The sequence below is a fragment of the Candidatus Nitrotoga fabula genome, from assembly GCF_905221025.1.
GTDB classification, from domain to species: Bacteria; Pseudomonadota; Gammaproteobacteria; order Burkholderiales; family Gallionellaceae; genus Nitrotoga; species Nitrotoga fabula.
Map to the genome: position 1 here is coordinate 1 of NZ_CAJNBL010000011.1, position 13,426 is coordinate 13,426.

At 44.2% G+C, this 13,426-nt stretch carries 11 protein-coding genes; all 11 read right to left on the reverse strand.

Features of this window, described 5'->3' with window-relative positions:
• Nucleotides 1-149: 149 nt before the first annotated feature.
• On the reverse strand, nt 150-1,262 hold the full coding sequence (locus KJA68_RS04335; RefSeq protein WP_213035713.1) for a PepSY-associated TM helix domain-containing protein: 1,113 nt from the start codon (nt 1,260-1,262) through the stop codon (nt 150-152).
• 137 nt (nt 1,263-1,399) lie between these two features.
• A complete protein-coding gene (locus KJA68_RS04340; protein ID WP_213035794.1) occupies nt 1,400-1,582 on the reverse strand; it encodes a hypothetical protein in 183 nt (60 codons plus the stop codon).
• Between the two features lie 60 nt (nt 1,583-1,642).
• Nucleotides 1,643-3,745 carry a TonB-dependent receptor family protein gene (locus KJA68_RS04345; RefSeq protein WP_213035714.1) on the reverse strand — a complete coding sequence of 701 codons (2,103 nt, stop codon included), beginning with the start codon at nt 3,743-3,745 and terminating at the stop codon, nt 1,643-1,645.
• Between the two features lie 455 nt (nt 3,746-4,200).
• The gene (locus tag KJA68_RS04350) at nt 4,201-4,692 is read right to left on the reverse strand and encodes a hypothetical protein (RefSeq protein ID WP_213035715.1); all 492 of its coding nucleotides are present in this window, start codon (nt 4,690-4,692) and stop codon (nt 4,201-4,203) included.
• Nucleotides 4,693-4,716: 24 nt separating this feature from the next.
• On the reverse strand, nt 4,717-5,484 hold the full coding sequence (locus KJA68_RS04355) for an HpcH/HpaI aldolase family protein (RefSeq protein ID WP_213035716.1): 768 nt from the start codon (nt 5,482-5,484) through the stop codon (nt 4,717-4,719).
• 4 nt (nt 5,485-5,488) lie between these two features.
• Nucleotides 5,489-6,700 (reverse strand): type III PLP-dependent enzyme, encoded by a 1,212-nt coding sequence (locus KJA68_RS04360; protein ID WP_213035717.1) that lies wholly within the window; start codon nt 6,698-6,700, stop codon nt 5,489-5,491.
• A 5-nt stretch (nt 6,701-6,705) separates the two neighbouring features.
• Entirely contained in the window at nt 6,706-8,529 is a 1,824-nt protein-coding gene (locus KJA68_RS04365; protein WP_213035718.1) for an IucA/IucC family protein, read from the reverse strand.
• Between the two features lie 22 nt (nt 8,530-8,551).
• Complete coding sequence (locus tag KJA68_RS04370; RefSeq protein WP_213035719.1) at nt 8,552-9,724, reverse strand: MFS transporter; 1,173 nt, start codon at nt 9,722-9,724, stop codon at nt 8,552-8,554.
• Nucleotides 9,721-11,571, reverse strand: a complete 1,851-nt coding sequence (locus KJA68_RS04375) for an IucA/IucC family protein (protein WP_246487060.1) — start codon at nt 11,569-11,571, stop codon at nt 9,721-9,723. The genes KJA68_RS04370 and KJA68_RS04375 overlap by 4 nt, the downstream gene beginning before the upstream one ends.
• A complete protein-coding gene (locus tag KJA68_RS04380; RefSeq protein ID WP_213035721.1) occupies nt 11,568-12,776 on the reverse strand; it encodes an ATP-grasp domain-containing protein in 1,209 nt (402 codons plus the stop codon). The genes KJA68_RS04375 and KJA68_RS04380 overlap by 4 nt, the downstream gene beginning before the upstream one ends.
• A 195-nt stretch (nt 12,777-12,971) precedes the next feature.
• A complete protein-coding gene (locus tag KJA68_RS04385; RefSeq protein ID WP_213035722.1) occupies nt 12,972-13,316 on the reverse strand; it encodes a hypothetical protein in 345 nt (114 codons plus the stop codon).
• Nucleotides 13,317-13,426: the final 110 nt, after the last annotated feature.

Here is a 13,426-nt window from a genome sequence, read left to right on the forward strand (position 1 = left end):
ATCAGCGCCAAAACCGGCAAGACAGCACTTCGTAAGTGTATCTGCATATACATATAAAGATAGCTCCGTTAATAAAATCTACAAAATAAAGATTCGAGATAAGATATATAAAATTTAATCACTAAAAATTCAGAATAATTTTTGGTGCATCAATGGATCACACTGCTTTTCCGTGGCAATTGAGTCTGTAACAACTTCCTCCGGTTCCACCACATGATGCCACCCGTGAACAGCAGAATGAGCGGAATCATGCCAATGATCAATTGAATGATACGGGTTGTAGTTCCGCCGATCACGCCGATATGAATTGGATAGAATGTATTCAGTATTCGTGTCCCGACAGGGGATGTCAGCACATTCTCTACCTGCAATACTTTCCCGGAATATTGATCCATATAGATAAAGTTTCTGCCGTTCGGATGCCATTCCCCGGCAAATTTTTTTCGAACCACCATTGGCGCTTCAGCGTTCCTGGGAAGGCCAATCCATGTGGTGACTGCAGGTAATATCTTGTCTGCCTGATGCAACATTCTGTCGAGCGAAGGCAATGACCCTCCTGCCTGCCGAGGGTGAGAAACCGGCGGTGCAGGACGTGGCTGGCTTTGAGTTATTGCATTGAGCATGCTGGCTGCCGTTTTATCAAATACTAGCGATGCAGCGGTAATTGCGGTAAAAAGAATAAAGAAACCGGCATAGATACCGGAGGCACGATGGACATCAAAATTCACTTTTTTCCATGGAGCGGACCATTGAACGCGCAGTCCAGGTAAAAATTTCCGGTTACGCGGCCACCATAAAATAACACCGCTGATGCACATGCCAACCAGCAGCAATGCGCCGAAACCCAGGATGATTTCTCCGGTTTCTCCACTCAGAAGTTCGGTGTGCAGAAGCGCAATCCACCCGGTAACCGTATCCTCCTGCCGGTGTTCTCCCAGTATTTTCCCGGTGTAAGGATCCACATAGATGAACAGATCATGCGCATTGTTCAGTTTGATTAAATAGGTTTGCTGTGGAGTGCGTGGGATGCGTATGAATAATGGCCGGTCTTTCGGGTATGCGTGCTGCACGGTTTCCAGCACCGATTGCAGAGATACCCGTTCCTCGCGCGGGACCGTTCTCATCCATTCCGGATGGATCAATGTCTCGATTTCCTCGCGAAATACCAACAAGCTACCGGTCAGCCCGCTGATCACCAGCAGCAATCCGACAGCCAGTCCGGTATAGCGATGCAGCATGGAAATCGCTTTTCTGGCGGTCATGGCCTGGATGTCCAGCTATCCGGATGTCGTATGGATGATCTGCCGGCACGGTCCATTTCGTCAGCCTGTCCGGATTGATTCAGGTACATTAATCGATCCGGCGCTTCCTGGTTCAAGATATGATTCCGTGCGGCTGACTAAAATTGCATTTGCGCAATAAATTTCAGCATGCGCGGCGCCCCGACACCCAACAGGCCATTACCGGCAGTGCTCCAGTAGTCCCGGTTGGTTGCATTGTCGAGTACTGCCTGGAAGGTAGTACGCTGGCCGGAAACAATAGTAATAGTGTTGTAACGGGCATCTCTGGCTGGTAAATACATGGGCTGTCTTTCAGATAATCAACATCTTAGAAAATTGTTGGTGTCCCGGATCAACAATGGCTAAATATCAAGCTGAATGGCGAGGATTGCTGACCGTCCGGGTGAAGGTAGGCGGCCCTGGCTGTAATCCACGCCACGGAAGTAATAATCCTTGTCGAACAGATTGTTGATTCCCAGGCTGGTAGTAATGGTTTTTTTGTTCCAGCGCGATTTGTGGGTTACCTGGGCGTTCCATACTGTAAATGAAGGGATCGGGCCGATGGACCCGGAAGCATTTTCCGTTACAGTATTCGCACCATCGCTGAATGAATCGCTTTGATACAAGCCGTTGAGATTCCAGTTCCAGTTTCCGCTGCGGTAGTTGACCCTCTGGCTGAGCTGATGGTGCGGAGCCATGGGCAGTTCCTTGCCCATGAACTGGCCAGAGCGTTGTTCGGTATTGACAAAGGTATATGCAGTAGCCAGCTCAAGCCCAGGGACAGGTTCCGGCCGCCAGGCGAATTCGGTCTCGATTCCCTGGTGGCGGGCTTTCCCCAGATTGCGGAAGCCAACGAGCTGATTCACGAACTCGAGTTTGTTATCGAAATCGAACCGAAATCCGGTGATGGTGGTATCAATGTTTGCGGAAGGTGCCCAGCGGATTCCTGCCTCATAGTTTTTAGCTCTTTCGGATGCAAGGTCGGCTGAAAAAGTGATCTGGGTAAACTGCACAGGACGCATGGATTTATGGGTATTGGCGAACAGGAATACATTGCTGCTGGCCTGATAACCGATATCCAGGCCCGGTAGCCAGTCTCTGGCAGGATTACTGGTTTGTGCACCAGTCAGGTTGTTGCGGTAAAACAGATCAACCTGTTCATGGCGAATCCCCGGAGTGATTTTGAGCTTGTTGTCAAGCAGCATGAAGGTGTCGCTCAGGTAAAAGGCATAGGCGTCATTTTCAAAGCGCCAGTTCCGCGTAACATTGTAGGCTCCGGTCGCCAGACTGCGGGAATCCACCAGGTAATCAACTTCCTCACGCATATAACGTGCACCCAATGAAATCTTCTGCCGGATGCCGCTATTGAGGTGAAAGGTAAACCGCGGTTCCGTGCCATAGACTTTGAAATCTCGAGGCGCGGATTGTTCGTTCGTTGACGGGATGTCTGCGTTGGTAGAATTGCCGAATCTGAACTCGCGGCTGCTGCGATGCCCGAAGTTGATCCAGCTGAATTCTGCGCCGCTGTCGAAGAAGTGGTTATACGTCAGATTTCCGCGCACCGTATCCCCATTGAAATAATCTAATGGCCGGGTGGATTGATTACGGTCCTGCTCATAGGATTTGGGAGTGAGTGCACCCGGTAACTGATTCTGGGTTTTGTAATACTGGATGCCGGCTTTCACCTCGGACCGGTCGGTTACCAGCCAGTGGCTATCCAGCATCAGATTGCCTACTTCCGTCCTGGAATGTTCACGCGCGGTCTGACCGTTCAGGATGTTCGCCTGCAGTTGCAGACCCAGCTTTTCATTGACGAATCCCCCGGTGCGTAAATAGGTATCTGCCAGCAAATTACCACCGGAAAAGACCGACAGCGTTTCCTTGAATGTCATGGATGGTTTGTGCGGGATACGCTTGGTCACAAAATTGATCACGCCGCCAACATTGTTGGGGCCGTAATGAACCGCCACCCCTCCCCTTGCGACATCGACCGACTCAATCGAATTCATGGTCAACGGAAACAAGGACAGACCGGTCTGTCCATAAGGTGCGAGAGTTATCGGTATCCCGTCAACCAGCATCAGCACCTGCTCGCTCCGCAGAGGATTGAGTCCACGGATTCCGATATTCGGCAGAAAGCCGACACCACTTTCATCCATAACCCGCACACCCGGCACCGTGCGCAATACGTCTTCCACCGTGCGCGAACCGGATTCGGAAATTTCCTGGTGGGTGATAACCGACCGCGCTCCGGGATGCTTCTTGGCTGTCTTCGATGTAGCAGGCCCCAGCCAGTCCGCACTGACAGCTACCTCTTCCAGCGTTTTTTCAGGTTCATCTTTTCTGGATGCGTTCTTTTCAGATCCGGCCTGCTCGGCCAGACCTGAGATGGAATAAAGAACTGTATTGGAAACAAATACCAGCTTGATGGCAGTATGAACTGCCCGCTGAAAATTGGCGCGCATCGGATCTCCTGTCTATGTTCGTTCTGATTGTTTAAATAGGAATCGGCTCAACAAAAAATGGCAGGTTTTGTATAAACCCGCCGCCAAAGTAAATTAAGGAGTAATGATTAATTACTATTCTTATATGATAATGCGAATAAAACTAATTATCAACAATTATTGATGAGGGTGCGGATTCGCAAGCTGAAAATGTAGCTGGAGACAAATTCACAATTGCGTAATAGTGTTTTCCGTATTCAATTGAGCTTGATTCCTTAAAGACAGGCAACCCGGCTTCTGGAATCCATGTGCGCATACACAAAAATCAAGTGCAACAAATGTATTAAAGTCGACTGCTATTCAAATCAGGAGTGGCAATTGAACCCAAAAATATTTTTCGCGCAATGCCCAACAAATCTCTGCCTAGCATTACAGCAGGATTATTAAGCAGCCATGGCTGCCGGCTGGACTGCTGCTTATGGTCTTTTGTATCGCTGATTGGTGAACGGCTGAGAAACTGGCCGCTGGATATGGATAAAATCAAATCCGTTGGCAGTATGACAAGCATTGCATGCTTGCGACAATCCATCAAACGATTTCATGAATAAAACTTTCTGCCTGGCCTGAATCGCCTTTGTAAGTTTCTCGACTGGCCCGGATGTAATTGGGCCGATCATTTCAGCAAGCGGTCTTCCCTCAAAATCTGGATGATATTTTTTCACATCTTCTAATCCTTCCAGTATTTCATCGAGTTCGTATTTGGCCAGTTTCCAGTTCGCGCCTGTACCTGCATACCAGAGTTTCGCATGGCGCAGTTGTATTCCAGCCATGATTTCGCCCACGCCAGGAGAATAATTTTGGCTGACATCGGGTAATTCCGGGTTTATATCTGCCTGTTCATCATCAGCCGCATAGGCCTGACCAGAAAATGCCACGAAAAAAAACAACAAATTTAAAAAATTTTTCATTTATTAATCCATTCATTAAATTGGTTAACACGCCTTAAAACTTGCTAAATGAGTCTTGAGTGCCCGAAAACTAACACCACGATCATCTCCAATCAGGTAGGCCTGCACACCGCGCGCTTTCCAGAAATCAAGCTGGCTCACAGCGCGTGGTATCGCACAGAATGGAATTTGATGTTTGGAACATATTGAAGCCATTTTATTAATGGCAGCTTCTATATCCGGGTGTTGTGCTTGGCCTGGCAGGCCATATGATTGTGAGAGATCAATTGCTCCTTCCAGTATCATGTCAATACCAGGAACAGTTAGAATGGCATCAAGATGATCAATACCTTCCTTATCTTCAATCATCGCTACTACCATGATTTCAGCATTTGCCCGTACAAAATAAGTGGGTAAATCTATAGTGCCAAAACCAGTGGTGCGTCCGCCGCTGATGCCACGATTCCCCAATGGATAATAACGACTAGCAGCAACAGCTTGTACAGCATCATCGCGATTACGTACGTGTGGCACTACGATTCCTTGAGCGCCGCAATCCAGAGCACGCAAAATGCTTTCCGGAGCAGCATTAGGAACCCTAATTAATGGTGTAATATTGGCGCACTCAGCTGCCCGAACCATATTTTCAAGTGTTTCTGGGTTTACGCAAACATGCTCCATATCAAGTATTACAAAATCAAATCCTGCATAGCCGATCATTTCAATTATTAGTGGAGACGGGATTGAATTAAGCAAACCAAAAATAGTTTTACCATTAACAAGAGCCTGCTTAAGTCGATTGGTTTGTAACATGAGGTTATTCCTTTAAAGGCAAGAACAACTGCTGTGGATGGGGATGTCGCAAAAAATCGTGATGCGATATATGCCAGGCATAAGCACCCGCATACGGGAATACCAACATATCTCCACAGCGCACTGATATTACTGGTGAATCAAATGAAATCAGGTCCTTGGGTGTACATAATTGCCCAACTACATTTACTTTTTCGTTAGATATTTCAGGACGTGGAAATGGATATTGCCATGTATTTATCGGAACGACATAAAATGGATGGCTATGTCCTTGCGCATAAGGAGTACGGAAGTGATGAGAGCCGCCTCTGCCAACAATAAAATTCTGATCAAAATTTTTTTTTATATCGATAACTTGCATTACATAATAACCACAGGCTGCAGTAACATAGCGCCCTAACTCAAACCGGACACGAATTTCTGGCAGACCACAGTTACTTAATAATAATTTTAGTTTAGAGCTAAAAATTTCCCAGTCAAATTGCTGCTCAGGTTGACGGTAATTAATACCGATACCACCGCCAACGTTGATATGATTTATTTTTATCCCATAGATTTCACACCACAAACGCGCCTGTTTAAGATATAACTCAATTAACTGCAAGTGAGCTTCGGCATCGAGCTGATGAGATAACAAATGAAAATGGAAACCATACAACCGTATCTCAGGATGAGCTTGTATCCAAGATATGCACTCTGGCAAATCCTGAATAGAAATACCAAATGGAGTTGGTTTTCCGCCCATCATTAAAGTAGTGGCGGCTAAATTATCAATGGCAATATTGACACGTAACAATATTGATATCGATTTTTCTGCACGGATGGACAAACTGGCTAGACGCTGCAATTCATTAATACTTTCAACGTGCACACAATCAACATTTTGATGGATTGCCTGATCCAATTCCTGGTCTATTTTCCCAGGTCCACTAAAAATCACTGGTTTCTCTGGAAAATATTTACGCACCCAAGCCAACTCACCACCTGAAGATACCTCAAATCCGGCTACAATTGGAGCCAAAGTCTGAAGTATTGGTAAATCAGAATTTGCTTTAACCGCATAAAATAATTCACAACTTTCAGGCAAAGTGCCAACCAAATAGGCTGCATGTTGCTGCAAGGCAGGCAAATCATAGATATAAGCGCATAGCGGTTCAAAAGCCTGAGACTCTAAGTCACGAATTTTCTCGACAACTTCTGTTAACCTTAATTTCATATTTTCTATCCCCTCAGGATTCCCAAGGGATTATTAACATGTAAATACTCAGATTCTCTATCAGGTCGCTTGAAAAAACGGTTTGTCAAGTTTGCCTTTCCAGGAAACGGTTCTCCATTAAGTAATGCGTTAATACGGCGTGCAGAAGATGCATCGCCAAACTGGCTCTGATAGACTTGAAGATGGTTTCTTACAACTCCCCATAAACGGTTCCAGAGTTTCTGATTGCCGGCACTGATCTGGTTGATTGCTTCGCAAAAATTATTAACAAATAAACAATACGTTACACGCTTCCATCCCTGATCATTGCTATACCAAAGAGATTCGCGTGCACGTTGGCTAATGGCATCTAACTGACCCGAGTCATATCGCTCTTTTAATAACTTTACCCCTTCAAAATCGCGTAAAAATATTTGTACTGGCTTTCCTTTGGCTATCCCAATTGCAACATTTTGCAAATGAGGCTCAAATATGACGCCATAGGAAAAATAACAATACATCACCGGATACATAAGCTTGGAGACATAATGCGAAAACCATTGTTCGGCAGTATCTTCAAAGGTGCTATTAGTCTCCAGCCCCATTTCATCAAGAAGCTTCCGAATATGAATCTCTCCATAGATATGATTCCCAAATAGTGCTCCGGACAAAAGAGGGGTTGTAGAATCAGCAAGTACACCAGAAATATTCTGCCGCAGAATTAAGCCAAATCCTTCAAAAACTTCCTGGGCAAGAATATCGTCTTGTCTTAAATCAACTGAAATAAAAGCAGGCTCTTCCAATATACGAATATCCGGGAATAGCCTCTCCAGACTTGGTTTGATCTCACGTATGATCTTCGTTATTTGCAGGGCGCTCTCAAGCTCATAGAATGCGTTTTTTCGCACACAATTCGTTATTCGAATGTTTAACGAGCATTTGTAGAAATAATGATTTTCTGGGTGAAAGAGAGTACGTATTGAAGAAGTAGGGTAATAATGTTCACCTTGTTGTCCCAGATCGTAGATCTTTCCTGTCTGAATTGCTGCAATAACACTCGAATGTTTAAGTAAATATCGCGCCTGCCACGGATGGGTAGGGATTAAAGTAAATTCTTTATCTACGACAAGATCTGCGGGTGCTTGAGTGGAAATGATCTGATCACAAGATTGCAAAAGCACCGATTTTTGCAATATATATTCGCGGCGTATTGCAAAATAATGCAAAGGGAAACTTGTGCGGGTTTCTGGCGAATAACGCAACATATCCTCGTAACAAACCCCTTGGCGACTTTTTGGTGCAGGATGAAATGGGTGTCCAAAAATTAGTGACTGTTCAGATTCAATGAATGCTTGTAATGGCTTCCTGGAAAAGCAATCGGGGTGGGTTGCACATAACACAGCCGTGGTTACAGCCACACTGTCGCAAATTTGCTCCATCAATTCATCATTTGGTGGCTGATGGTTCTTTAGGGATATTTCATGCAGCAGTAACTTTGCAAGAGTTTCCCAGTCTAACAATGTCCAGGGTTTTCCCGTAGATTTGTAGTAGAAAGAAGATTGATACCGGAAATTACCCGTAATGGACATTCCATCTACCACAGTGAGCAGGCGAGCTCCGGTATATGGAAGCCTGACATGCATGATCTGACCTTTTGTATACTGTAATGCCAATCGGATGGAAACAGGGCAGTCGTTTTTGCCGAATAAAGGACCCACACTCAATTGGCTATCTGGCCCGGCTATCTCACGACAATAGCAATTAAGCAATGTTTCCATAGACCTTCTTCCGGCTTCCTGTTGAGCCATTTGTTCGGAATCGATAAGTTCAGCCAAATTATTTTTGTACATGCTTCCTCCTGATTTGTTGTGGCTAAGAATTGTTAGGACGCAAACGACAGATAACCAAGACCGTCAGATATAGTCCTGTAATACCGAGTGTGAATCCTCCAATAAGAAAAGGAGCTCGTAAATCATATAGCTGGACCGAAGTTCCAGCGATTAATCCAGCAATAACAGATGCCCACTTAGAATTGCTTTCAAACCAGCCAAATGTTCTTCCTGCATTGCCGCTATTCACAACCTCTGCGATGAGCATATGCAATCCAACGAAACCAATTGTCATATTTATTCCCATTATGATGCGCCATATGATGACAGCCGATAGTGATGAGAATATAACCTGAGCAAATAGTGATACACCAAGTAACAAAAAGGAAATCGACATCATGTAAATTAGCTTACGATGCCCTAAATACCGGCTCAGCGGTATTGCGAATAACAAATAGACCAAGTGTGGAAGACCAAACAAAAACCCTGCTAGTGCTATGGAATCCCCATCAGAATAAGTTTTAACCAATTGAATGAAATATGGGAAAGTAATTACTGTGGAAAATATGAATACAAATTGCAAAAAATGAATTTGCTGAAAAGTAACTGTTTTTATTCCTTTAATTTTTTCTGCAATTTTTATCTTCTTAGGTTGCTCTGGAAATACAGGCAAAAATACGATAAGCAGAGCAGAAATGAGCGGTAGTATTGCCAGGTAACGATATAATTCAAGTGGGGACTCTACAACCATCAGCAACCCTAGAATTGCCGGTGCTGTAACCAATGCCGCTCGTGCTGACCATTGCATTAACGTAAGACTACGATTCAGATCAGGACCACTGACTACGGTAGCCAAATATGCGTTAGATGCCGCGAAGGTTCCTCCTAGCAAGCCTTGTAACGATAGCGCAAGGGAAAAGATTATTGTGTTTGGTGCAAATCCGGCAAGGAGAAAACTTCCAGCCAACCCAAGCTGGGCGCGTAATAACAGTCGTTTTTTACCGTATCTATCCGCTAATCTGCCCCACCAAGGGCTACTTATTGCAGTGAAAAAAATTGGCAACACGTACAACCACCCCGCCAAATAATGAGCTTCACTGTGTAATGACTTATCTAGTATCAAGCCAAAGAATGGTGGCATACCAAGCGCAGCGAAAGCAGCAACAAAATGGGCGGACATAATGATGGCCACAATAATACCTTGCTTGTTTTTCATACCGTTTTTAAAAAATTGGGGGCGCTGTAGCCGTAGAACTTGTTAACATCTACCGCACCTGTTTCTGTTTTTTCGGCCAGAGTGGCAGCGATTAACAGGTACTTGATATAAAGCTGGTCATCCTCAAGCAATAGTTGATTCGCCAGCTGAATATTTTCACCGGCCGTTTCAAATTCCGACAAAATGATTTTTATTTGATCCCTGATACGTAAATATAGGGTTGCAACAGATAAACCGAGAATAATCGCATATCGCTCTACCAATACTGCGATATTGAGTTGCAGAGTAATTGTCGTGAACATTTGTGCGAGCGGTAATTCATCTGCAACAAGAATGCGTCGGTCTTGCAATTGAGTAATCCAAGAAGCAAAGCATGGCCACCGGTTAACCAGATAATTTAAATGGATGCGGGCCGAATCGTTATCTTTTAGCAGTATGCGTAAACGAGGCTCTTCCCGGTTTAATACGATTACAGAGTTTTGTTGATTAGATTCAAGGGCAATGCCATATCGCAGCCATAAAAGCAAATGAAGGCGTAAAGTCAGGTCGAAATAATCGCTTAAAAATGCTTCAAGGTTGTTGTCATAAAAATTTTCTGCCACCTCTTCAGCAACAGTATTTCCTGTTGATGTTTGGGCCATTAGTGCCGCCACTGGAATAAGTGTACTTTTATTCAGTTTTTCAACCGGATAATGTCGCAGAATAAAACCTAGATATGCACGATTATCCACATGCCCACCACAATCTTCCCGCGTCAACAGCACTCGATTGGTTATGGATGGTTCATTCGCAACAATTTTTTCCAGTAGCGTTTGAATAATGTCCCCATCTAGGATGGTGCTAGGTTTTATAGTACGAATATTTTTTGCACCTAATGTACGGATGGTTAGTGGTAGTTTTAAATGCCATTCAGGCATATCAAGCATCACCACCGTACGTACCGAAAGAGTTGGTACAACCCGAAGGTACGGGCGTGGCGCACGAATTACCTCAAGCTGTTCAGCTTCTACAAGAAAACCAGAAAGATCGTTTTTCCATACAAATGGATGAACTGGAATCAAGGCATGTGAATCCGCCATTGAGGCAGGCAAGCCCACATCCTCAAATGTCGGCCACAAAGAAGGTAACCTGTGCTCATTATTTTTGCTTGGATAGTAATGAATGAGAGGCACTGCTAACCACTGAAGGTGAAAATCTTTCTGAAACTCAGGACCATAAATGGAAAGCGATTTAATATCGAAACCTAGTTTTGCCCTGGCTGTTGGATAAAAAGGATGATCAAGAAATGCACCGATACGATCATAATGCAGTAAGGTTGTATGCCAGTTGATTACAGGAGTGCTTACTTGCAAGCTATGTAACTTACGCAGCTCTTGAAACCAACGCTCACGTTCGAGCTCGCTAAACCAACGATGTTCAATGGCAATTTGACATTCTTCAGAAAATGCATCAAATGCAGATTTTGCAGACAAAGAAAGGCCAATACTAAAGCAAGAAATAATGTCTTCTATTGTGGATAATTCATTTAAATGATTACTCTTCTGCCATATCAGTGGAAATCCCGCTACCCGCAACTCCTGCATGAATGCGGATTCAATAACTGGTATCCAAAGATAACCACTCTCGTCGAAATGTGTTATTTTGATCCAATCAAAACTAGTATTTGCATATATATCAAGTTCTGAAGGTAATTCGATGTTAGTCATCCGTTCGGATCGGGTCACACACTGACGCACATCTTCGCGCAACAATGCATCAACTACCCGTTGACGTATATATTCGCTATGTTCTTCTGCTATCTTTTGAATGGAAATATTGTTGTCAGGTTCTTTAACAAATAAACTCACTCTTGAATCTCCCATGCTAACTCATTCGTGATTCGATCCATTTCCGAGCCTAAAAACTGAGCATCTGAACCTGCACCCCACAATATTCCCAGATAATCTTTATTAGAATTGGTCAGATGAATAAAATCACCGACCAGGCGTAAAGGTGTGTACGTTACTTGAGCATTATCTAAACTATGGACAAATGCTTCTGGTGCGGCGGCAAGCTTTCCAGTCGTGTGTGCGGTGAAATACCGAATTAATCCAGCAGAGGACGTAGGACATAACTGCGGGAGAGGCTCTCCCATATACAGACGCAAGACAATTTCAAATAATGGGACATTAAGAGCATCCTGCATCAAAAATTCTCGGTAATCTCCTATATTTCTATAATTTATTTCAATAAGTCGCGCACCTTCTGCAGTCATAACAAATTCTGTGTGACATGCTCCAAAGCCAACGCCAAAGCGGCGAATAATATTGATCACCTCATCTTCTTCCTCTCTGGTTAAACCAGTTCCCCAGCTAGCTTCTAATTCGATAAAATTTGGTGGAGGGGATAGCTTGACTTTAAATCCGCCAAGCACGCAGATATTCTGAGCATCACCAATCGTTTCCAATGTATAAAGTGGGCCATCAATATATTCTTCAATAAGTAATGGTTGCCCTGGCAAGATCTTCCATGCAGCAATACATTGCGCTTCGAGTTCATCTTGGCTGTAGCACAAGGAAACCAGCTGGCTAGCGACTCCCTCTCGTGGTTTAACGATGCATGGATAGGGTACGCTATCCGAAATTTGGTCGAGATCTGTCTTATCGCAAAATATTGCAAACCAAAGCGTATCCAGGCCATGTGTCTTCAAATTAGCTCGCATTTGCCCCTTGTTTTTGGCACGGTAGGTGACATGCCAGTTTTTACCAGGCAAGCCAAAATAATCGGCAGCAATTGCGGTGCTGGTTTGCAGATGATCACTATTGGAAAAAATGGCTACCGGCACTTCAGGTCGGCAAGTAATTGTCTCGATTACTGCAACGGGATTAAACACATCACATGCAATGATTTCGTGAGGATACGCAGGAAGTTTATTTTGATTAAAATGTTGTCTGTGATCTTCTGCGTGGTCAGTTAATAACACCACAGATAAACCAAGGCGCTGCGCTGCTGGAATGAATCCATTATTGACTGAGTCAGTCAATACATGAGCCAAGATAATTAATTCTTTCATGACATACTCCTTTTAGAGATCAATTGCTAAATATCAAACTGAATAACAAGCATTGCTGACCGTCCGGGTGAAAGGAAGCGGCCCTGTGTAATCCAGGCCGCAGGAGTAATAATCCTCGTCGAGCAAGTTGTTGATTCCCGGGCTGGCGATAATGGTTTTCTGTTTCAGCACGATTTGTGGTTTATCTGAGCATTCCTAACTATTAATGTAATGAAAGGATTGCGCCAATGGACTCGGGAGCAATTTCAGTTTCGTGCGCAATATATCTGCCATCGTGTGCGAGCCAGATTTGGAAATCTCCTGATTGGGGATAACTGACTGCTCCCCCGGATGTTTCTTGGCCGTCTGCGGTGTAAGAGGACCTAGCCAGTCTGTATTGACGAATGCATCTTTCAGCGTTTTTTCTGGTTCATCCTGCTTGGAAGAGTTCTTTTCAAATCCGGCCTGTTCGACCAGACCTGCGACCGGATAAAAAACTACATTGGAAACAAATACCAAGTTGATGGTCGTATTAACCACCCTCTGAAAATTGGCTTGCATCGGATCTCCTATTTTTTTGAATTATTTAGTGAGAATCGGCATCAACACAAAAGCGGCAGGTTTGCAACAGTCTGTCGCATATTTCACACTATAAATGATTATTATTTTTA